This window comes from Photobacterium lipolyticum (assembly GCF_003026475.1).
Taxonomy (GTDB): Bacteria; Pseudomonadota; Gammaproteobacteria; order Enterobacterales; family Vibrionaceae; genus Photobacterium; species Photobacterium lipolyticum.
On sequence record NZ_PYMC01000004.1, the window covers coordinates 116,125 to 138,480 of the forward strand.

General features: G+C 45.1%; 16 protein-coding genes. 2 read left to right on the forward strand and 14 right to left on the reverse strand.

Features of this window, described 5'->3' with window-relative positions; translation table 11 throughout:
* Positions 1–353: 353 nt before the first annotated feature.
* On the forward strand, positions 354–2,471 hold the full coding sequence (locus C9I89_RS08040) for a cation:proton antiporter (protein WP_170107660.1): 2,118 nt from the start codon (positions 354–356) through the stop codon (positions 2,469–2,471).
* A 251-nt stretch (positions 2,472–2,722) separates the two neighbouring features.
* Here the strand turns inward: C9I89_RS08040 and C9I89_RS08045 are convergent, their stop codons facing one another.
* On the reverse strand, positions 2,723–3,661 hold the full coding sequence (locus C9I89_RS08045) for an alpha/beta fold hydrolase (RefSeq protein ID WP_211315224.1): 939 nt from the start codon (positions 3,659–3,661) through the stop codon (positions 2,723–2,725).
* Positions 3,662–4,117: 456 nt separating this feature from the next.
* Between C9I89_RS08045 and C9I89_RS08050 the strand changes: the two genes are divergently transcribed.
* Positions 4,118–6,496, forward strand: coding sequence for a YgiQ family radical SAM protein (locus C9I89_RS08050; RefSeq protein ID WP_107282837.1), 2,379 nt, complete (start codon positions 4,118–4,120; stop codon positions 6,494–6,496).
* A 74-nt stretch (positions 6,497–6,570) separates the two neighbouring features.
* On the opposite strand, the gene C9I89_RS22485 is transcribed toward C9I89_RS08050, so the two are convergent.
* The 13 genes from C9I89_RS22485 to C9I89_RS08110 form a co-directional block, all read right to left on the reverse strand.
* Positions 6,571–6,726, reverse strand: coding sequence for a hypothetical protein (locus C9I89_RS22485; protein ID WP_170107661.1), 156 nt, complete (start codon positions 6,724–6,726; stop codon positions 6,571–6,573).
* A 200-nt stretch (positions 6,727–6,926) separates the two neighbouring features.
* On the reverse strand, positions 6,927–7,583 hold the full coding sequence (locus C9I89_RS08055) for a protein kinase domain-containing protein (protein ID WP_170107662.1): 657 nt from the start codon (positions 7,581–7,583) through the stop codon (positions 6,927–6,929).
* 13 nt (positions 7,584–7,596) lie between these two features.
* Complete coding sequence (gene tssM, locus C9I89_RS08060; protein WP_107282839.1) at positions 7,597–11,043, reverse strand: type VI secretion system membrane subunit TssM; 3,447 nt, start codon at positions 11,041–11,043, stop codon at positions 7,597–7,599.
* A gap of 5 nt (positions 11,044–11,048) precedes the next feature.
* The gene (gene icmH / locus C9I89_RS08065; RefSeq protein ID WP_107282840.1) at positions 11,049–12,203 is read right to left on the reverse strand and encodes a type IVB secretion system protein IcmH/DotU; all 1,155 of its coding nucleotides are present in this window, start codon (positions 12,201–12,203) and stop codon (positions 11,049–11,051) included.
* Positions 12,204–12,214: 11 nt separating this feature from the next.
* Positions 12,215–13,537, reverse strand: coding sequence for a type VI secretion system baseplate subunit TssK (gene tssK, locus C9I89_RS08070; RefSeq protein WP_107282841.1), 1,323 nt, complete (start codon positions 13,535–13,537; stop codon positions 12,215–12,217).
* A gap of 6 nt (positions 13,538–13,543) precedes the next feature.
* Entirely contained in the window at positions 13,544–14,017 is a 474-nt protein-coding gene (gene tssJ / locus C9I89_RS08075) for a type VI secretion system lipoprotein TssJ (protein WP_107282842.1), read from the reverse strand.
* A complete protein-coding gene (locus C9I89_RS08080; protein ID WP_107282843.1) occupies positions 14,017–14,994 on the reverse strand; it encodes a type VI secretion system-associated FHA domain protein in 978 nt (325 codons plus the stop codon). The genes tssJ and C9I89_RS08080 overlap by 1 nt, the downstream gene beginning before the upstream one ends.
* Before the next feature lies 1 nt (position 14,995).
* Positions 14,996–15,727 carry a substrate-binding periplasmic protein gene (locus C9I89_RS08085; protein WP_107282844.1) on the reverse strand — a complete coding sequence of 244 codons (732 nt, stop codon included), beginning with the start codon at positions 15,725–15,727 and terminating at the stop codon, positions 14,996–14,998.
* Positions 15,724–16,881 carry an ABC transporter substrate-binding protein gene (locus C9I89_RS08090; RefSeq protein WP_107282845.1) on the reverse strand — a complete coding sequence of 386 codons (1,158 nt, stop codon included), beginning with the start codon at positions 16,879–16,881 and terminating at the stop codon, positions 15,724–15,726. Before C9I89_RS08090 ends, C9I89_RS08085 begins: the two co-directional genes overlap by 4 nt.
* Positions 16,878–19,061 (reverse strand): MFS transporter, encoded by a 2,184-nt coding sequence (locus tag C9I89_RS08095; protein WP_107282846.1) that lies wholly within the window; start codon positions 19,059–19,061, stop codon positions 16,878–16,880. Before C9I89_RS08095 ends, C9I89_RS08090 begins: the two co-directional genes overlap by 4 nt.
* Positions 19,062–19,099: 38 nt before the next feature.
* The gene (locus C9I89_RS08100; protein WP_107282847.1) at positions 19,100–20,257 is read right to left on the reverse strand and encodes a D-alanine--D-alanine ligase family protein; all 1,158 of its coding nucleotides are present in this window, start codon (positions 20,255–20,257) and stop codon (positions 19,100–19,102) included.
* Between the two features lie 85 nt (positions 20,258–20,342).
* Positions 20,343–21,395 carry a hypothetical protein gene (locus tag C9I89_RS08105; RefSeq protein ID WP_107282848.1) on the reverse strand — a complete coding sequence of 351 codons (1,053 nt, stop codon included), beginning with the start codon at positions 21,393–21,395 and terminating at the stop codon, positions 20,343–20,345.
* A gap of 11 nt (positions 21,396–21,406) precedes the next feature.
* Entirely contained in the window at positions 21,407–22,303 is an 897-nt protein-coding gene (locus tag C9I89_RS08110; RefSeq protein ID WP_107282849.1) for a hypothetical protein, read from the reverse strand.
* Between the last annotated feature and the right edge of the window lie 53 nt (positions 22,304–22,356).

Sequence of the window (22,356 nt, forward strand, 5' to 3'; positions counted from 1 at the left end):
TTTTGCTAACCGTGTACTTTAACTGAACAGCCTATTTATCATTGATATCGCGCCATCTGTGGTTCATTTCACTTCATCAGATTGACCATATAAAAGTTATGGACTAGTTACACATCCTTATCGCTTCACGCACGACAAATTAGACATTTGTTGGCGTAATTTTGTTACAACGTCAAAGCTACATAGCCTTTTAATACGATTAGGCGCTGATTTACAGATATAGTTGCTCTACATCAAAAATCAGCAACGCAACATTAGTACTTGGAAGACTCGCCCTTTGGGAGTGATCCAGCATCTTGAGGTAACTTAGGTATATACTTTTCTTGAGAATTGTGACTTTCAGGATGCAGCGAATGCCCATGGAACATGCTCCCTCGACCAGTACCCTAACCGCCGCTCTGGTGGGTCTGATGCTGCTGGCAACGGCTCTGCTGCTGATCGCCAACCGGATCAAGTGGCCATTTACCGTATTGCTGGTGATCGCAGGGCTTCTGCTGCACGCCGCCGGAATGGATACCCTGACGGGATTGGACAGCTTTACCCGACCGGAAGTAGCGACCGAGATCATTCTGGTGATTCTGCTCCCCACCTTGATCTTCGAGTCGGCCTTCAACTTGGATGCCAGCCGTCTCAGATACAACTGGCGGGCGATCTTTACCCTTGCCGTCCCCGGAACGGTGCTTTCCACGCTGCTGATCGGCGCTATCGTCGGCCTGCTTACTCCGTTGCCTTGGGAGGTCGCACTGCTGCTGGGGTCGGTACTTAGCGCCACCGACCCGATCTCGGTGATCGCCCTGTTCAAAAAACTCGGCGCGCCCAAAGATCTCACCCTGCTGATCGAGGGGGAAAGCCTGTTCAACGATGCGACCGCCATTATCCTCAGCAAGTTGCTTCTGGCAGCACTACTCACCGGGATCGGCATGCCCGATGCTGTGCTGTCCGGCCTGCTCAGCTTTATCATTATTATGGCGGGTGGCATTACGATCGGCGGCCTGTTGGGGATTGCGTTTGCCTGGATTGCGGGACAAGTAGATGATGAGCCCTTCGTCGAAATTACCCTGACTCTGGTACTCGCCTACGGCTCATACCTGCTCGCCGATTTTCTGGGGATGAGCGGTATTCTGGCTACGGTGACGGCAGGACTGGTGCTGGGTAGTATCGGACGTCCTCGGCTGTCCACATCGGCCTGTCGCTATCTGGAAAATTATTGGTCATATAGCGCTTTTGCTGCCAATTCCCTGATCTTCCTGCTGGTCGGGCTCCGGGCTGATCTGGGGATGATCCTGGACACGGGGCCCATACTGCTGGCGGTGCTCCTCGCGATGCTGTTATCGCGCGCCGCAGTGATCTATGGCCTTACTCCTCTGACCGGACGGATTTCCCGTCATAGCCATCCGATCAGCTATTCTTACCGTCACTTGCTCTTCTGGGGCGGTCTGCGCGGTGCGATTACCCTGGCGCTGGCGTTAAGTCTGGAGCACACCTTTGCTCTCGGGGAGACCATCGTGGCGCTAGCCACTGGCGCGGTACTGTTCACCGTGCTGGTTCAAGGGCTGACGATGGGACGCCTTGTGCAACGTCTTAAACTCGATAGGCCGGAGCTAAGCCATCAGTTGATGCGTCTGGAGGGGTGGATCAGCGCTTATTGGGCGGCAAAAGCCGAGGTGGAAAACCTCAAGACTACACCAGAGTTAAGCACAGCATCCCTTGATGATATGCTTTGCGGACTCGACGCCGCGATGACGCGGCTCTCCGCTGAGTTGAAGACGCTGCGAGTCGAGAAGATCGATCTCGAGACTGAGTGGCGTTTGTTCTTGATCCGCTGCTTCAACATAGAGATCACCTACCTGCATCAGCTGTCGGAAAGTGGTTACCTTACCGAAAGTGCGTTTCTGCGACTGCGAGCATCCATTTTGCAGCAGCTGGATGCGTTACGACATGATTATCCGCTGCCGGAGCACAAGCGCCTGATGATACGCTCCAAGCCTTCCGCCCTACTGATGCGCTGTTTCCTGGGAAGATATGAATACCGGAGTTGGTACGGAAAAGAAGAATACCTTGAAGCTTGGGGACGAGCCCAGAGCTGCGGCCACCTGCTGGCTATCCTGAAGGATATGCAACAGGATCACACAACCTCGAATGCTCTGATCCCGAGGGCCCAGCAACTATACCTAAGCTGGTTAAACATTTCTAAGGCTCGTCTCGAAGAGCTGCAGACGACCCATCCCGAGTCGATCCGCTCGCTGGGAACACAGCAGCTAAAATACCTAATCATCAACATCCAGCGTCAAGCGATTAAACGCCAGGTTCGCGCCGGTACTCTGACGGAAGGGATCGCGGAGATCATGTTGCGGGAGTTGAGTGGTGAGCTGATGCATGCTCGCAAAGAGAAGTTCTCCCTGCTGCCAGGGCGGATCGCCGAATTGCTCAGCCGAACTCGCCCGCAACACCGTTCGTCCCGCTATTTCTAGGAGATTAGAACGAGGTAACTGCGTTGACGCAATCAGCGACTTTCAACCAGCCATTGAAGGGAATGAATACAAATCATGGATCAACGTGCAGAGTATTAACCCACATTTTGGACAAGCAGTTCTAAACTAGATCAGGAGGCATATTGGTGTCGATATGCCGTTTCGAAGACAATCAAGGAAGTGTATATCATGACGTTTGCTGACTGTTAGCGCTCAGAAGTACCTAATAGGTCTCATACTTAACTGCAATTTTACTCAAGCTTTTTCATGATCATATTGATTGCATTCTCCAATTCACGGTTGAACTCTTCAGGACGATCCAACATTAAGAAATGACCAGCATCCTTAAGAATAATGGCATCGAAAGAGAACATATGCCGCCGGTTTGCTTCATAGTTAATGGGCCACAGATCTCCGTTCACAGTTACGACTGGAATGCGGATATCATCAAATATTTTGGCCGCTTCCCCCGTAATGTATTGTGACATCATATCGTTCATCGCACTTAAGGCAACAGTAGGTGTAGCTGCTGACATATCTGAGAGAATCCATTCACGAAGCTGAGGATCAGTGCGGGATGAAATCATATTTTCTACAAATTGCCGGCTTCCGGTTCGAAAGTCATTTTCCAAAGGTGTGAGCATCTTTTCAAGCTCTTCGCGACTCAACGGGTACTCAATGTTTTCAAGAGTATCAATGCCGATTAACCCAATAATACGGTTCGGCATGAGTCGGCCTGCCTCTGCAATCACGGTGCCGCCCATGGAGTGCCCTATCAGAAGAACGCTACGGCTGTCGGTTTCCTCTATCACGGCTCGTACATCTTCTCCGAAAGCACTCATGGTATACTGCGAACGTGTCATTCCTGAGTGACCATGGCCAGCAAGGTCAATCGTAACCACGCGATGATTTTTAGCGAAATGTGGCAACTGGGCACGCCAATAACGGGAATCGCAGCTCCATCCATGCACAAACACAAGAGTCGGTTCTCCAGCACCGTATACCTCATAAGAGATTGGTGTTCCATCATTTGAAGTGGTAACTTGGGGCCATTCTGCTTGGGCCTGTATCGTTCCAAAAGTCAAACATAGAACCATAAAAAAGCTGACCAAGCTTACTGATTGTCTTGTAACCAGCATGCAGCCATTTCTGTTCTCTATACCAACAGCCTTTGCTATATCTTTCATCATTTCGTCTTTACTCCAAATGTCCGCGCATAAGCGCGAGCTTGCAAGCGTCCTGATTGACGCGCTTATTAAGTTTTGACTAGCTTTGCAAAATTGCAAAATTGCTTAGGCAAAAGGCAAAATAAAGGCCAGGTGTAAAATGGGTACAAAATGGGACGAGCATTATTAAGTCAGTCACATACATTTAGAACAGCATTGTTGCTTTTCTAGCTTGTAATAACCTGAACATAATGCAATTTCATGTCTTTTGGATTCAATATACCCTGTTTTACCTTTACTTAAAGTATGCCTGTCCTATAAGTCGTCAGTCGTCTGCGAAGAGCAAGGTGCAGCGTGAGTGTGTTCTTGAACAGCTTGAACGGTGGCTGTCTTTACTAAAATCACTGAATTCTCGCTGAACTCTGCATTTTGAAGTAATTTGAGTATATAATCCCCGCCTCCAAAGACAGAGGTCAACACATGCACACGAAAGTAACACCAATCAATAGCTATCCGAAATACTGGGCGGAGTGCTATGGAACTGCACCCTTTTTGCCGACGACCCGTGCAGAAATGGATGCTCTCGGCTGGGATAGCTGTGACATTATTATTGTTACTGGTGATGCTTATGTTGACCACCCGAGTTTTGGGATGGCGGTTATCGGGCGCTTACTGGAATCACAAGGATTCCGTGTGGGTATGATTGCCCAGCCCAAATGGGATAACAAAGACGCTTTCATGGCGCTGGGGCAGCCTAACCTGTTCTTTGGTATCACCGCCGGTAACATGGATTCGATGATCAACCGCTACACCGCAGACCGCAAACTTCGTCACGACGATGCATATACACCGAACAACGAAGGCGGCAAACGCCCTGATCGCGCGGTGCTTGTCTATTCTCAGCGTTGTCGTGAAGCTTATAAAGAAACACCTATCGTATTGGGGGGTATTGAGGCCAGCCTTCGCCGTTTAACCCATTACGACTACTGGTCAGATAAAGTGCGTCGCTCAGTAATTTTTGATGCCAAAGCGGACATTCTGCTGTTCGGCAATGCAGAGCGTGCTTTGGTAGAAGTCGCGCATCGCCTTGCAAATGGTGAAACGCTTGAAGAAATGAAGCGTATCCCTGGCACAGCCGTCATGTTGAAAGAAGCGCCTGAAGGTTTACGTGAAATAGACTCTTCTCGTATCGAAAAACCTGGCAAAGCAATGCCGATGCTCAATCCGTATGCGACAGAATCAGTCTGCGAAACGAATAAAACAGAAGAACAACCGGTGGCTCAACCAATCACCATCTCGCCTTCTCGTCACGATGCTAAAAATAGTTTTGTTCGTTTGCCGTCATATGAAAAACTGCGTAACGACCGTATTTTGTACGCGCATGCCAGCCGCGTGATGCATCTGGAAGCCAACCCGTATTCCGCGCGCGCACTGATACAAAAACATGGCGATCGTGAATTATGGGTCAACACCCCGCCGATCCCGCTGACGACCGAAGAGATGGACTACGTATTTGGCCTTCCTTATGCACGTGTTCCACACCCTTCATACGGCAAGGCAAAGATTCCGGCTTACGACATGATCAAAACTTCTGTCAACATCATGCGTGGCTGTTTTGGTGGTTGTTCATTCTGTTCAATTACCGAACATGAAGGCCGTATTATTCAAAACCGCTCTCAAGAATCGATCATTGATGAACTAAAAGATATCCGCGATAAAGTGCCGGGCTTCACTGGTACGATTTCAGATCTTGGTGGTCCAACGGCAAATATGTATCGCTTGGGTTGTTCAGATCCGCGCGCGGAAGCAAACTGCCGTCGCCCGTCATGTATTTTCCCTGAGATCTGTAAAAAGCTGGATACCGATCATAGGCACACTATCGATCTTTACCGTAACGCCCGTAAGGTTGATGGGATCAAGAAGGTAATGATTGCCTCTGGTGTACGTTATGACTTAGCGGTTGAATCGCCAGAATACGTTCGTGAGCTGGTAACGCATCACGTTGGTGGCTACCTGAAGATTGCCCCTGAGCATACAGAGAAAGGCACCCTTGATCTGATGATGAAGCCAGGCATGGGAACCTATGATCGCTTTAAAAACATGTTTGAGAAATACAGTAAGGATGCCGGTAAGAAACAATACCTGATCCCTTACTTCATTTCGGCACACCCGGGCTCGACCAATGAAGACATGTTGAATCTGGCGCTATGGCTGAAGAAAAACGAATTTGAATGTGATCAGGTTCAGAACTTCTATCCATCACCGATGTGTAATGCTACGTCGATGTATCACTCTGAAACGAACCCGCTAAAGCGTGTTAAATACAAAAAACGTGAAGATTTGTTTGTCGCAAAAGGTGAACGTCAACGCCGCGTCCATAAGGCCCTTCTGCGCTATCATGATCCGGCTAACTGGCCAATTATTCGTGATGCGTTGATCGATATGGGGAAAAAGCACCTTATTGGCGACAGACCAAACTGTCTGGTGCCAGAGGAAGGCAGCGAAGCCGAAATGACACCGGCCCAACGCCGTGGCTCTGGTCGACATGGCGCTAAACGCTTTGCGACCAAGCACCCTAACCAGCCAGATATTCGTAAAGACGGCAAACACCAGTCGGGTAACCGTCCTGTAGCTGGCAGACCGGGTAGCAATACCCCGAATGGTAACAAGCCTAAATCAGGCGGAAAGCCAGGAGCCAAGTCTGAGAACCGTGCTGATAGCAACCGTAATGGTGCCGGTGAAAATGCAAACCGTAGTGGCAGTCATAATGGCAACCGCCCTAGCCGCCCAGGTAAGCCAACATCAACACGTCAAGGTCAAGGCGGAAAACCTAACCGCAGCCGCGTGAAAGCACGCTAGCCGTTTTAGTCGCTATAACTCTCAACAATGCCTCCTCGCTGGAGGCATTTTTATATCCGTATACCCAAGCGACCTCAACGAAACAACTCAAAGGCCATTAACATCAGCACGGCTGCGCCAAATGCAATAGCAAAACCTATGAACACTTTTTTTTGTGCTTTCTCGTCTAAATACTTCGTCGCTAAAAAGCCTAATGCTAATAGCAGAAAAATAACCGCGATCTTGAGCATGATAGTTTAGTCTCAGGCATTCAAAAAATAGATATTACCATGATATATGAGTAAGGTTGTGAAGTGAGCATTTAATATGGCCGGACTGCTATTAGCCGTGTCCAACTGAAACGATTTAATTCACAAGCCATTGTTCACCAAACGAAAGGGAGGTAGCTAAATAGGTCTGACTCGCGAACAAGATCAACTCGCTTTGATTCTTAACCTCTACTTAATTTACCCTTCAACCATGCTTTCCAGTAAATCAATTGACGCTTGTCTTTTACTGACAATGAATTGTCATCAATCTGTTTTAACCAATTTTCAAGTGCATACCAATCGTCTTCCTTTTCTATTTTTCCTATTCCTTGATGCTTAGATCGCCTTGAAAACCCTGAAGTTAATTGCCACTCATTCAACGAAGAAAGCGGCGTATCAACAGGCCATGATGCACCAAAATCAATCAATTGAATTAATTCAAGTTCGGGCAAATAAATTATATTTGATGGTTTAATATCACCATGAACCCAACCAGCCTGATGAACGCAGTTAATTGCTCTAACAATCTGCGGAATAAGAGAAACAAATAAACTTCGCTGCTCGAATGAAAATGCTAGCACGCTTTGACCAGCTAAATACGGTAATACCAACAATGAAGATGAATATAAATACTCAATCGGTTGAACTATATAAGGTGAGTGGCACTGCTTCATACAGCGCCACTCTCTTTCCAGCCATCCATCTTCGGCCTGCTTAACCACCACCTTATCCCCCGAAAAACTATCTATAGCCACAAAGACTCGTAACTTTAATTCCTCGATCAACATAAAACGGTTTAGCAACACATTACCGACAACATATGGCTGAACATTTTCCATTTTCATCAGACCGTTACAGCGTAGATGGCAAATGGAAGCTAGTTAATACGTGCTTTGTTAAAGATGAGTTACTGTCTTTTAGCGCATACTGTAATACCACATCTTCGTTATCAAGCTTGTAAACAAGATTGCGAATTCTTCTATCGCCGGTGGCACTTGACCTTCCATCAAACAATGCTCGGAATAACGCCCATTGACCAGAATATGATTTACTGGCTATACGGTTTTCCCCCTTATAGAAGTTTGCAGAGATATAACCATCTTCACCAGTCGATGGCCAAGCAATGTTTTGCCATAATCTTGGGCCATGACGATACGAAAACAAACTCTCTGCTTCACGAATATCAAATTGAGTACTTGTCGTACTCATTGAACTCGCTTTAACTCGCAAATTTAAGGCAAGTTCTTGCCCTGTTGGACCAAAGAACAGCTGTCTGATATCTTTCGCTTGCTTAATTTTATTCAGCGTTACAATACGCAGGGGTAACTTTTCACCATCTACTTCAGCTAACTTAAGCGTACCGTTATCCCAATAAGCAAAAGGTTGTAACTCTTCAGTGATAAACTTATCGATTCGCCCTTGAGGTTTAAACATAGTCGCAAAATCATCGATAGCAACTTCCCCCCGACCTTGTAATGCAAAAGGAAAGCGCCCTTCAATGGCTTGACGATAAAATGAATACACCTGTTCTTGCCATTGCTTATTCAAATACCCAAGACCGCCATTTATCACGCGTTTCCACGCCTGTTCATCCAGCGTTTTGACCCAATTAGCAACCTGACCTGGTGCCCGGCTAGATAAGCGGCGGAAGGTAACTAAAGCATCCTGGCTTCCCGCAGCGTGAGCCTTGGCTTTCGCATACAACGTTTTCTCCGGTTCGCTACTTGTCACCGCGCTATCAAAGTATGTGTTTAAACTATCAAGCTCAGCTATCAACTCATCAATTGGCGCGCTTTTTCCCTGAATCGCCATAAAAGACGCATAACTACTGAATGCTTCGTTCACCACATAAGATGGTTGAAGCCGAATCAGCTTATCGCCTGCTATCTGGTTAATCTTATCAACCTTTTTAAGTACTTTTGATACTTTTTTCAGGCCAAGTTGCTTTGCCGCTTTCGCATTCCCTTTAGTATCAGAATCATTTTCAGAGGCTAACGTTGTATTTATCACAACAGCATTAAGCACATCCACAAATGGACTACTTGCAGGCTCACGAGAAATTTTTATGGCATAAGCAAGATCTGCCATGCTAGCGTAATCTTTTATTTCAATATTATTTACCAGCTCTTTCCACTGATATACATAATCGGAATAATAAAGCCTCTGAACTTTCTTGCTTAATTCTGTCAGCTCTGCAACCGATGCAACCGACATATCACCCTGAATAGATTTAAACTCTTCAAGTTGCTTCTTCAACAGTGATGATTTAACCGATAAATCAATGTTTGAATGCCCTTGCCGAGTATAAAGTTCAGGTAACAGGTAACCATGAAAGCCAGGTTTAAACTGAAAAACTGAGGTAAATTTATCACCCAGTTGACGACGAACGTCTACTCTATTTCGGTATTCAGGCAATGCCTTAACACGAGCGTAAATTAAACGTTCAGGCGATAACCCCTCTAAGTTCTGGACCGCAACCGAGATCAACTCATCATTAGGCTTTAATACGCTGCCGTAATCACTGTCGAATAGATCTGCCATCAGAAGGCTCAACTTACTCAGACTATCAGCAGAGATATCACCTTGATCATCTAAGGTATCTACCAAATAGTTAATCATTTCGTTCTGATCTAATCTTCGCGGATCAAATAACATCTGATAATAACGCAGCAACTCAAAGACTTTACTTGGATTACCTAAGTTAACATATACATACAGCTCACTACTCAATAGATCAGCAATCTGAGGCAGTAAAAATAATTGCAACTGCTGCTGATACACATATCGGATCTGCTCTGCCGTATCTTTTTGTTTAATACTAACTCTCTGGTACCAAGGTAAAGGTTTATAACCGTCTTGATCGACCTCGCGAAATTCATTCAACACCGGAATAAGTTCGGCCAGCCCCGTATGCCCTTCTCGCAAGCGATTAACATCATTACGATATAGACTAAGTTCCGTTGTAGCCTTGCTTCTAAAGGCTTCATCCAGATTCCAGTTATCACGAAGTTGCAAACCAAATAAAGCAACGCCAGCCGACACGCCCAAAACAAAAACACTTCGAGCAGCAATATAGCCATAATGACGGTGTTTATTTACGCCGACAATCTCCGCTTCAGGTATGATGACGTGACTGAAAATTCGGCTAGAAAATAAGTTTTTTCGCCCTTGTGGTTGAGCTCGAACGGCATCGGCATTGAACGCGGCTTTTTCCGCGACCAATTGGGTTAACAGATCATAACTTTCGCCTTTTTGTCCCGTTGTAACTAAATACATTCCGCGTAACCAAACGGCCTGACGAACCCGATTTTCTCGCCCGATATTTGTCAGTAATTCATTGGCTCTTTCAAAGATAACACGCAATTGATATGGCAGAGCAATAATGGAATCAGCCTCCTCTTTACGTGCATCACGCAATAGTTGGAATTGCTGTTGAGACAAATTCTTCAATATATCTTGGCATGAGCGGTCTAATTGATGAGGTTCAAAATGCAGTTTCTCATCAATTGAAAACGTTACCCCGAATGGGTTTTCAACATCCCCCCCATAATAACTCGAAAAAAAGTTCACAAAGTCTGAAATCGTATCGGCTTTGGTAAACACACTGTATACCGGAAGTAATAGCCCCGTATGTGCTCCCAACTCAAGAATGGCTTCTTGAAGATTTGTGCTAAGGATCTGGCGAGCTTTTTTATCACATTGTAAAAAATGATCACAACCAATAGCCATGATCACACCATTAATAGCCTGGCGAGGTCGATATTTTAATAACTGCTTGGCAAGTACTCGCCATAGACCTTCGTCAATGCCTTCATTGTCAAATAAACGATGGCCGACTTCAATCACCACAACATTATCATTGTTCCAAAAACGAATATATTGGTCGGTATCACTCTCATCATTAGCCCGATGTAATACCGGTTCTAAGTTGTTTTGCTGTAATAAGGCGCTTTTCGCATCTTTTTCGCCACCAATTACCACATACCAAGGCAGTTCATATAAGCTTTTTAGCTTGTTACCTCTAACCCCACGCAGTTGTTTTACTGCTGCTTTAAAAAGCTGATGGATAATTCTGACATCTTGTTTAAATAAAATGGTTTGATCGTGCTGTTGTTCTTTATTCTTTGAGTATGGATACCAATAGGCTAAAAATAAGGCGAGAACAGCTGCAACAAAAAAACAGATGACAATAACCGGCTTTAAGAAAGAGTCAGGATCGGTTGGTATCCATAACCATGTCGCACCAAAGCAAGCTAGCAAAGCTATCGACAGCATAAGTAATGGTTTATTTATTTTCATATGATTTATTCTTGTTGTTGTCTATGTCGACGTACTGATGCATTAAGCCCAAAACGAACATTCAGTTCATTTTTAAGTATTTTGGCTTTAATCAGATCCGTTTGATTGGGCACAATTAATTCTGCACCACCGGCAATATCACGCAGCTTCACGGTATATCCCGAAGCTTTAAGGTCTTTAGCTAGTCGCTCAGCATCGACTCGATTAGAAAAATCAGCCAATAGCACCTCCCACTCAATTACTGATGGTGCCTCTATATTATTGGCGGTGTGTTCATCTTGTGCTTTTTTATCAACTAAACCTAGATCATCTGCGGTACTGATATAGACCAAATCATCCTTCTGGGTTGTATGAATAAACCCATTCATATTCAATGATGTAAAGGCAAACAATGTCGATTCACTGCGATTTTTATACCAAAACTCTGAAAACAGATATGACCCCAAAACCACCAAGAAACTAATTAGCAATAGTTTTGATACGCTAAGAAAACACCACGGTTTTTGAATTTCAGGTAAATCTGGTGTTTTAGGTACAGATAGCACTGAATCTTCGCGATAATAACGAATCACACTGTAAAGCTCAGACTGTAATTCATTGATCTTACGCCGATCGGAATGGCGATACTTCCCCATAAATCCCAGCATAATGAGGACATACTGCAATTCTAAAAAATCGACCAATTTCGAAGGCTGTCGACGAGCTTGTTCAAGCAAGTGGAAAAATACCTCACCTCCATCTCGCTGATTAAAAACCTTACTTAATAGCGAGTGATTTTCCCATCGGGATTTTTCTCCCCAACCAGTGTATAAAATAGTTTCATCAAAAGCGGCACAGAGCACGAAACAACTTTTTTCTATCACGCTAGGATGATAATCCAAAAATAGCCCACGACGCTTAAAATCAGCAATACCATCTAATAGTTGCTGGCGAAAACCGTCGATATCAAGCGGTGAGCCCTGTCGCGGCAAACTCACCAATAACGCTAATAACTCACTACTGGCGTTTAACAATGGATTGCCATAAATGGCTAAATTTTCGATTAATTTCTGGGTTCCACTCAAATCAAGTGATACTTCTGAACCTTCACGCTGAGCTTGGATCGCTGATTCAGAACGACGAATCGAAATCGTTTCTTGTTCATTAAATAATGATGTCATGCATGGAGTTCCTAGCGAATCACAAAAAATTCAATATCAACATCACCAATACGATTATCGACATGCAGTGCGATTGGTTCATCTTTTTGAATTAACTCTCGCCATAAGGCCGACTGGGTATCGATCTCAAAATAAGCGGCATCACTACGGGCTTTTAATTCTGATGGAGGAACAGGTAAAGCACGTAAAGGTACGCCAGAAAGTGCATTTCGAACAAGGTCAGCTATCATGCTATTGCCCGCGACTTTACTGACTAACGGGAACTGCTCGCTGAGCTTTACAGAGCCTAGCGATGACGAAACCACTAGAACAAAACGCCCTGAATTAAACAGCCCACGATCTTGTACAAGGGTGCGTAATAATCGACGTTTTTCAAATAGGCTGGAATCCCAAACAAGGGTCGTTAAACTATCTAGTCGCACTTCTCGTAACAAAATACGGATATCAGAAAATAAACCAGAAAAAAGCGAATAAAGTCGGCTATTATCCCAGCGATCATATTCCTGCGGCATTTTCCCTTCTAATCCCTGCATTTCACCAACAATTTTTAAGCATTCATGATAAATACTTTGCGGGGCTACCGTACCCGTATCTAACCAGGACTTCACACTTGGCAGCCACCGGCCCAAAGCTTGCAGCCATAGATAATCACGGATCAATGCTTGATGACTTTTGCTCGCAGATTCAACCTGTAAGCGTTGTGAGATACTTCGAGCCCGATACTGCATCTGCGCGTAAATATCATTCACATTATTTTGCAGGTAATCAGAAACGGTAAAATATAAGCAAACCGGAATGAACGCTTTATTCAATACCACTTCACCATCTGACTTATGCTCTGTCACATGGGCAATAGGAATCAAGGTGTAGTCTTGCAGGTCATCACCTTCTAATTTCAACTCAATATTTAACCCCGCCAGTTCGAGCTGAAGCGCTTCGCTGTGATCGCGGCTAGTATCGAAGATATTGTGATCAAGGCGGTGATAGCGGCGATGCCTATCCTGCTCGTTACCAATATCAACTACACCGGAACGGTAAATAGGTAGTGCAAGGTAGACTAGCTTATCATTGGCACCTGATGGAATTTCAAGCGCCAAACCATTTTGAATATCAAATGGAGTGCCATCAGGAAACAAACCCTTCGCGCTTTTGATCCCTACTTTACCGATATTGCTTAATGATTTATCAAACTCCAATTCCGCCAACCCGTACCGATTCGGGTTCATCAGCTCACGATAATCTTTAACAAACCCTTCAAGGTAGCGCTCTTGCTGCTGGAAATGTTGCGGACTAAGAAACATGCCTTCAGACCAAACTACTTTTTTCTTATCCATTATTTGTTAGTCCTCTTGACCGATAATGCTAACATTAATGCCATCAATTCTGGCATCAATAACAATTGGCTGCCCCGCCTGAACGGGTAAAATCGCTTTATTTTTCGCCTCTCGATAGTCGGCAAATGCCGCAACAACACCAACGTATTTTGTTTCAGTGATCAGAGGCAGTACGACTTGACGTTTTTCATTGGGTAACACGCTGTCTAGGCTGCGCTTTGATAATAGGCCCGCTTTTAATACCCCTTGATCGTCGTTATATAAGTCAATAAAACTCGCCTGGTTGAATGCCTCACTATCCTGCAATTGATAGAACCGAATTTCCAATGGAGAAGCTAGGCCATCAATATTAGGATTAATGTTATTAGCAGCTTCAATATTAACAACAACTTGCAATGGAGATGCATCTTGCCAAAACGCTAAATAGCTGCACCCATTAAGCGATAGCATGACGAGAACCATGAACATTTTTCTTACCATCACTTTTCTCCGAGTGACTGTTTGATACGTAAACTTTCACTAAAATAAGCTTTGAACTTCAATTGCCAGTCCTGGTTATCTTGCTGACGCTGGAAGTAACGTTTATACATCTCCCAATAATCTGGTTTGCGACTAAAAAAGCCGGGCTGGGTTAAGTCGTTGAACATTTCTTCGAGATGATTTGGAGCCATTTCATCCATTAATCGACCAAGCGCCATTTCAGCAGCCTGCATCATACTCTCTTGCTGTTTAATCATCTGCTGCGGATCTATGCCTGTAGATGTTGTTATGTCGCGTTGAAGCCTTACGGGTGACATCCGATTTGGGATCGCCATCGTGGTAAGACGCTCTGACTTATCCGCAGTGAATGGATCATCATCAAAGCTATCGTCGTTAAAACGATCGATCTGAAACGGTTCCAATTGTGGTAGCACTTCAGGTTCAAGAGCGCCAAAAGGGTCAAGTTCAACCTGGCAGGATCTGGTTGAGTCTGAGGTGGCTGAAAACGACAATTTGGCATCAATAGCATGATCAACAGCTTCAGGCTTTACATGCCGATTCAACGCGGGTTGATCGCTCCCAAAAGGGTCATCCCCCCATTCACCTAATGATGAAGATTCTGCCGTAATGGACGGTTTAGCCGTCGCTCGCTCAGGAACAAAGCATGACACCATTAAACGGTAACGGCCCAAATCAAGCACATCACCGTCATTCAAGCCCGAGGTGTTATTTTTACCGAGCGGTTGGTGATTACCATTAATAAATAGCCCATTGGTACTGACATCCATTACCTGATAACCGCGGCTACCTCGATTGATAATGGCGTGTGTACCCGATATTGACCTCGACACATCAGACAATTGCATCGTTGTACCGTAAGATCGACCAATACTTCCCCCATCTTCTGGAAAATTTTTAGTCCACTCAGAAATTGGTTCTCCATCAGGAGAGCTTATAATTCTTAACGATAACGGCATATTACCTCTCCTCACATTGAGCAATTGCTTGATTAAACTCACTTATAAATAGTGGGTACTGCTTGGTGAATTTCTTTGAAAAATAGACACCTAAAGGTTTCTCTTTCATGACCTTTCGCGTGATAGCCCGGTGACTAACACCTAAGCTTTTTATGGCTTCTTCCATGACAAAATCATTCGCGAGTACTGCCCCAACCTCGCCAGATAGTAGCAACTCAACTAATGTTACTGACTGCCGTGGTTTTTTCTCGACTCGATAGCCTGCTTTATGTAGCCAGAACCATTTATTGGAACCAAAAATCGCGGTAACAACAACCTCGTCCTTGAACATTTCACTCTGGGGATCTATCGAATCTGATAAGCTAAACCAACTCCATACCTGGCTCATCACTGACGCAGAATAATCCGCGTATTTACTACGAAAAGAGTTGGGTGATGCTAAGAAGAAACCATGCTGCTCACCCACTTCGACAAGGATCTGCGCGCGGTCCCAGTCTGTCATCGTGAGCTGATACGGTTGCTGCATTACTCTCATTATGCATTTGAGCTTTTCGATACCGGGGCCTTTCATCTGTCCATTTTCCTGATACTGGTATGGCCGCCATTCCTGGGTAGCAAGTAATAACCGCTCGGGACGAGCTTCGCTCCAGGCGTCAAAACTCGCACCCAAAACGAGGAAAAAAGCCAATAAAGACTGAAACCAGTGAGTTTTAAATAACATAGCTAAACTCATTGCTGCTCCTGCATCGATTTCCCTTTCGAACGAATAACACTTCCATTAGTGCCGTATACATCACTCGCCATCTCCATTAACACGAATGGTATTTGTTGCCCTATTCGCTGAGCTTGTTCAAAACTAACCGCAATATCTGGCGGTGATATATGACCAACAGGTAGTTCTCCGGGCTTCACTTTTCCTCTTAATATCTGTAAGCCATATAATCCGGCCTGATGCGCGTTATTAACAAAGCTCACGCCAAACGACATCAACGCACTGTCAGGGCCGCTTTTCACAACATCAGGTACGGCAGAAATAACCGCTAATCCATCAGAATAGGCGTTGATCTCAGCCATTCTCGATAACAGACTAGAACTCCCTGTCAGCCATAATAAGCTGTTACCAAGCGTGGGGTCGTCTTGCTGAAGTTCATGTATCGCTCTTCGCATTGACACATCAAGCCCAAGGAATGGATCCTCTTCATCAACAATAATCGGTACGATTTTTACGCCATTTTTCTCCGCGACTTTCTTAAGCGGCAGGTACTGAGTTGTGTAGGCGCTTTGATTATTTTTCGCGTATAAGATACCGATTTGTTTAAGTGATGGCTTGAATCGCTTCATGAATGTCAGCGTCACATCCGCAGACAAGTTCAGGGATGTAAAGGCGAAATTGTCTCCGGACCCTTGATCGCTCTCGATAAGCCCAAGTTGCACCGGATCTTTTGCATTAACCGATACAACCGGTACTTTCCCGCCCTTGTAAATATGACGAACAGCAACAGTCGCTTTCGAACCAACGGTATAAATTAAGCTCGTTTTATCTTCAGCATCTAAAAGCATCTGAATCAACAGTTGTTGTGTATCATCACTGTCTTCCGCTGCTGGCAGTTTTCTCACCATGATATGAGCTTGAGGTAATTCCCGGCTATATATCCCGAGTAATGTTTTCAATGCGATATCATACGATATTGCCTGACGTGACACGATCACCAATATCTTCGGGATCGATTCCATCGGCATAAATTCAACCCCATCACGGCTCGTCTTTGCTTGCCAATGACTGCTCTTTAATGGTTGCAGATCCTCTCCGAGCCAAGTTGGCCACTGGGATACCGCAAATGAACTTGAACTCCATGCCAAAGCGATTAAAAAGAAAACACGGCTCATGATAAAACCGCCTTAGTCGTATGCCGGTCAAAAACAACAAACAAAATACACGCTACAATAAAAAACGCTGCGAGCGCTAACATTGCCTGCTCGGCACCAAACCACATCAACATTTGACCTACGATAATAGATCCGGAAACATGACCAAATCGTTCAAGAAAACGGTACGTCGCCGCAATAACCGAATCAGGTTCTTTGCTCTCGGCCATATTCACTACAACATGGGTAACCACTGGCGCATTGATCAAACCATGCGAAAAACCCATCATCATCATGGCTAGGGTCATAACCACAATAATTTGCCAGTCTTGCGGCATAATCACCGCAATAGCCAGCAGTATCAAAGCAAAGCCAGCAATTAAATTACCTAAGCTCAGTGCTTTTTTGCTGCTGCCCAACTTATCAACCCAAGGGCCAACTTTATGACTAACCAGCAATACTATCGCGGCATATGACATCAAAACCTGACCGATGCTTTCTTTACTGACACCACGTTCTGCCAACAGCAACGGCACGGCAAATGAAACAATACCCGTTAACGCGGCTTTCGTTGGAATACCCACCAGCAACATAGTGCGAACAAACGCTGGAATTTTAATTAAACGCCATGAGTCGGCCATCATCGCTGAAACATTACCCATTATTGAGCCTTGCCGTTTTTGTTGAGCTTTCATTGATGGCAATACCAAACTGAATAAGCTCATGATCACCCCGATACAAGCGGCTAGTGTGAACGTACCCTGATCACCAAGATAATCGGCTAATAGAGCACCAATCGCAGCACCAGCAATAAACCCAGCATTGAAACAAAAAACAATAATGCCTGCCGCTTGGGTCTTGTTATCTTTATTACTGAACCTCAAGATATAACCTTGGACAGAAATAAAGATCAGGGCCTGACCCATACCTGAAACTAAGCGAGCAATTAATATGGCACCTAACCCCAGGTCGATACTCAGCAACCCACAGCCGATACTCGACAATAAAATCCCGAACACCAGTACGCGTCGAATATCGTACATCTCTATCAATTTTGCCGCGGGTAATAACGTTAAGGCAAAACCAAGGAAATAAAGTGTAAAAAAGAGCGACGACGCACTTGCGCCCAAGCCAACCGAATCAGCCACAGAGGCCATATATTGCGGCATGATAGGTGCCATTAACGACTCCATCAAAACCGCACCAAGAAATAACGGCTTTATCCGTTCTAAAACCAGATCATTTCGACTTTGATTTACTTCACCGCTTAATAAGCGAATAAACACAAAACACACTAATCCGCACGCAAAAAAGAGAACCGCAAAGTTTTTTAAGGTGCGCGATAATTGTGCTAAAACAATTTGTACCTTGTAAGAAAGACGCACTTCACCGAACGAAGAAGTGCCGATGACGTAATCAAGCATACCGGTATCAGATAGGGCTTGTACCATTCCCTCGCCTTGCTGGCTACTTGCAACAAGGCTGGTATTTTTAAACACCGCAATTTTTGATAATTCAGGGTTAGTCTGGCGAAAGTTATCTAGCATAGATTCAATGCCTACCACCAGCCCTTGATCGACATTATGGATCAGGATTGGCGATAAACGCTGGCTTACCACATCAGCCAATGACACGGCCTTACTTTGCAGACCATCACGATAAAGGCTGCCAACCAATATCATCACACTGACTGACATCGCCAAAAATACCATGGTGAAACTGGTCAGGTATACCGTTCGCTGCGTACTTTTCAGCACGCTACCAATGAACACGGCGAGCAAGATAACAATCAGCCATATAAACGGCTGAAAACTTTTGGTTACCGTCGCTTCAACAACCTGGTCACTCAATACAACTTGCAATGTACCGACTCGAGTAAACTTGTTTCTTAATGGAATAGAAATGCGATTATCATCTTCAAGCGCTTCACCAAAAAGGTAGAGTTGTTTCTGACCAGAGAGTAGGCGTAACCCCGTAACCGACACGTCTGACTCAACTATTGGCTGTAAGACCTGACTTAAGCCGGCAATGTCTTCTAACGGAACCCCTGAGTTAAGAACTTGTTCAATCCCTAAACGAGCCGCTTCCGTTTGCGCCATTACCGTTTCAGTGGTTAACTGACGATAACTTTTAAGTGCCTGACCATAGCCCACAACAAAAACCAGCAGCAGCGACAATGTCACGACTGTTAGTCCTAACATGAGCCTAACCCTATCTTTTACAGGTCTCACAGCAACTCCTAAGCAGTCGCTAAACTAAAGAACTCATCAGTCAAGCAGTGAGCCAGGGTGGTTGAACGATGCTTATGAAGATAAGCCAGTCGATTAAAGACCAGTGATTGAATTAAATCGTGATAGTTCATCCCTTCGCCAGCAAGGTCATGACAAACAATACTCAATTTACTACCTTCAGGACGCTTCAAGTCGGGCTTAGGATTCGCCTCAAGAACAAATAACTTACCTCGCGCATCCATTCTCAAATCGACACGAACTAAAGTCTGCAACCCCATTTGAGTGAAGATTTTTGAACCGATTTCAGCCAGAGCAGATCGTAATTCAGGATCTTCTACTTTCAATAAACGATCGCCTGTAATTGGCTTAACGTCCATTGAAGTGAAAATCGCTTCATCTTCTGCTAATACGCGTTCAGTAATAGAGAACGAAAACGGCTGATCGCGCTCAGTCAGAACGCCATTCTTGAACACGGTTGGCCCGGCAACAGCAACGACGAATTCCCGACCAGATAAAAAGGGTTCGATCATAACGGTATTGCTGGTCGCTTTTTGTACCAATTCAACCATCTCCGCTAAATCAGCGCGATGAAAAACCGGGTGAACATGAATAGAGGCACGGCCTGAAACCGGCTTAACGATAAAGGCTTCTCCGAACTCTTGTTCAATCAGATCAAGCATCATTCGTTTAGCGTCATCGTTCACGCTCTCCCCATGCCCAACGGTAACAAAAGGCGCCGTTGGGATCCCGGCGGCATGAATTTCATGCTTAAACAGGTGCTTGTTGTCTAACACACCGGCCGTCATTGGCGAATGACCAACATAAGGCACGCCCAGCATTTCCAGTATTGACGGTAAGTGGCACATGGAGTCAAACCCTTGTAGCCCACCACTATTGGTAATGACAAGATCGATACCAAGCACTTTCAATTTCAATGGTAAATCAAGATTTTCTGGTAGAACCTCTACATGCTCGAAACCCGACTCATTAAGAGCAGTAGCAATATCACACGCAACAGGCTGGTATGTCTTCGTTGACCGCGGGCTCAAGTTCTCATAGATATAACTATCCGATTGTGCTTTTTCCCCCCCGTGCACCACCGCAATTTTAAGTGAACGTCGAATCCATTGAAGTTGCTCTGTTGTAAATGTATTGTTGTTCTTCACTGCCGTATCCTAATAATGTCCAAGCAAATATTTATTATCGTTATTGTTTTTCAGCTGAAAATATCGGCCCTTTCAGGCCGATATCTTAAAGTAAACTTAATTTGTCTACGAGTACTAACCAACCAGCAGGCTCACGCATAAATTTGTCAGCCCGGAGGTACTCCCCGCCGACTTTTAATTTGTGTCCATGGAAATCAATCAGCACTTTTTCCTTCTCGATGTGAGCTATTTGATTAAACATTTCCCGCACCAACTCCACCGCCGGAGAATCAAGCGCCACGGTGTAGGCACTGCGGTGCTCGGTATCCATATTGTTGGACAGCTCCATAAAAGCACGTTTGTGCAGCATCTGTGCGGTACTCGCAATAAGATCTTCCTCTCTGCGCATGTAAGCCGCAGTACCCAGCGAAGCCGCGCCGCTGATCACTGCTCCGGCAATTGGCGCTCCGGCAGAACCTGGGATCAGATCGGCAGCAAGCTGACATCCCTGCGAGGTAAGCTTAGTGGCCTTCCAGCGCAGCAAGCTTTTACACATCTCAATTTCGGCTTCATACCCCTGTCTTTTAAAGCCATCAAGCAGCTGTTTAAAACGAGCAATATGCGCAATTGTTTTTGCACTGGAACGGCCATGACGAATCGCCCCGTTGACGTTCACCTGCGTCGCCCCCGCAAGCCACGACCCTGTCGTCGAATAGGCCGAACCCGCAATTTTCTTGATCATCCGCTTTTTGAAATAGCTATGGCACTTGGTATTAGCGACTGTCGACGGCAACATGTCACGACGGTTTACATCCGAAAATTGCAACAAAGGGTTTGCCGGTAGCTCTTTTCCCTTACGTTGTCCCGCCCACTCCAGAATAGCCTGAACCGATTCAATCGCAGTCGAGACCGTATCGCCAATCGGCCCCGGGCCAACAAAATCTATCCCGGTATCTGCCGCCGCTTCTGCTGCGGTTTTTGCCGCCTCTGCCGCCTGTTCCACAGACCCCGTAACAAGACCAATCGCATCCCCTACGTGATCCTTCGCATAACCACAATATTTTGATTCCGAAGCTTTTTGTATCGGTGTAGGCAGCCGTTTCATATAGGCTGGCACTTGTTTCAACGGTCCTAAAATAACCGAGGCTTTACTAGGCATAACTGTAACTCCTAAATAATATTAACTTTGCCAGCAACTTCATCTGAACTTGAAACATCGTGAAAACAGTTGAGCAGTTTTCCTTGCTCGGCATATATCGAAAGAAACATAATTAAGTCATGAATAGAAATCGCTCGTACGCCTAAATCAATCACGCACCCGGCATGATGTTTATTAAATTCAGACCCCACACGAACAATTAGCTTATCGGGGAACAAACGAGACTTGGCGTTATGAATTAACCGACGAACAACATTAAGCCTCTTTTTTTGATCGCGAAATTTAGGCGTTTGTACCGACATACCAACAAACGTAATATCACAATCTTTTTTACTTACCGCGGCCTTCGTATTTGACGCTAACGCCATCGCATCTTTTGCGATACCTTTCCAATCACTGCCTGCACTTGACTTGTTCTTACCAACAGGTGAGGTGGTATTGCCTTTTTCAATAAGTTTGCCCGCAACGTCAGTCACTAATTTTGCGTTATCAGCCCCCAATGAAGGTGTCAGTGCACCTTGAATCACAGGTAAGGTTGTTGCGGTGAATCCTGCGGTTGCGCCCTTTAATGCCAATGATGCAAAATTGTTCACAACCGCGTTCGCGAATGGACAAGCCACCGCTGCATTTAATTCTTTACTGCTGCGATTAATCCAAATCTTGACGCTGCTATATCGGTTAGTAACAAAAATATTCTTACACTTTAAACGCTCTAAAATATCCAGCTCTTCAATGACGGATTCCAGAACGCCCGACATATATATGTCTTTCACTGACACGTCATAATTGGTTAAGCGCATTTTACGAAGCGGAATTGAACCTCGCACGGCGATACCTAATCTTGGGTCAGGTCCATTACCTGTTTTTTCATAACAGACATTAGCATCTTGTTTTCCAAATATTGACATTCTTATCTTCCTTACTTATTTAGCAGCGAAGCAATTACCGGGATGAACCAGAC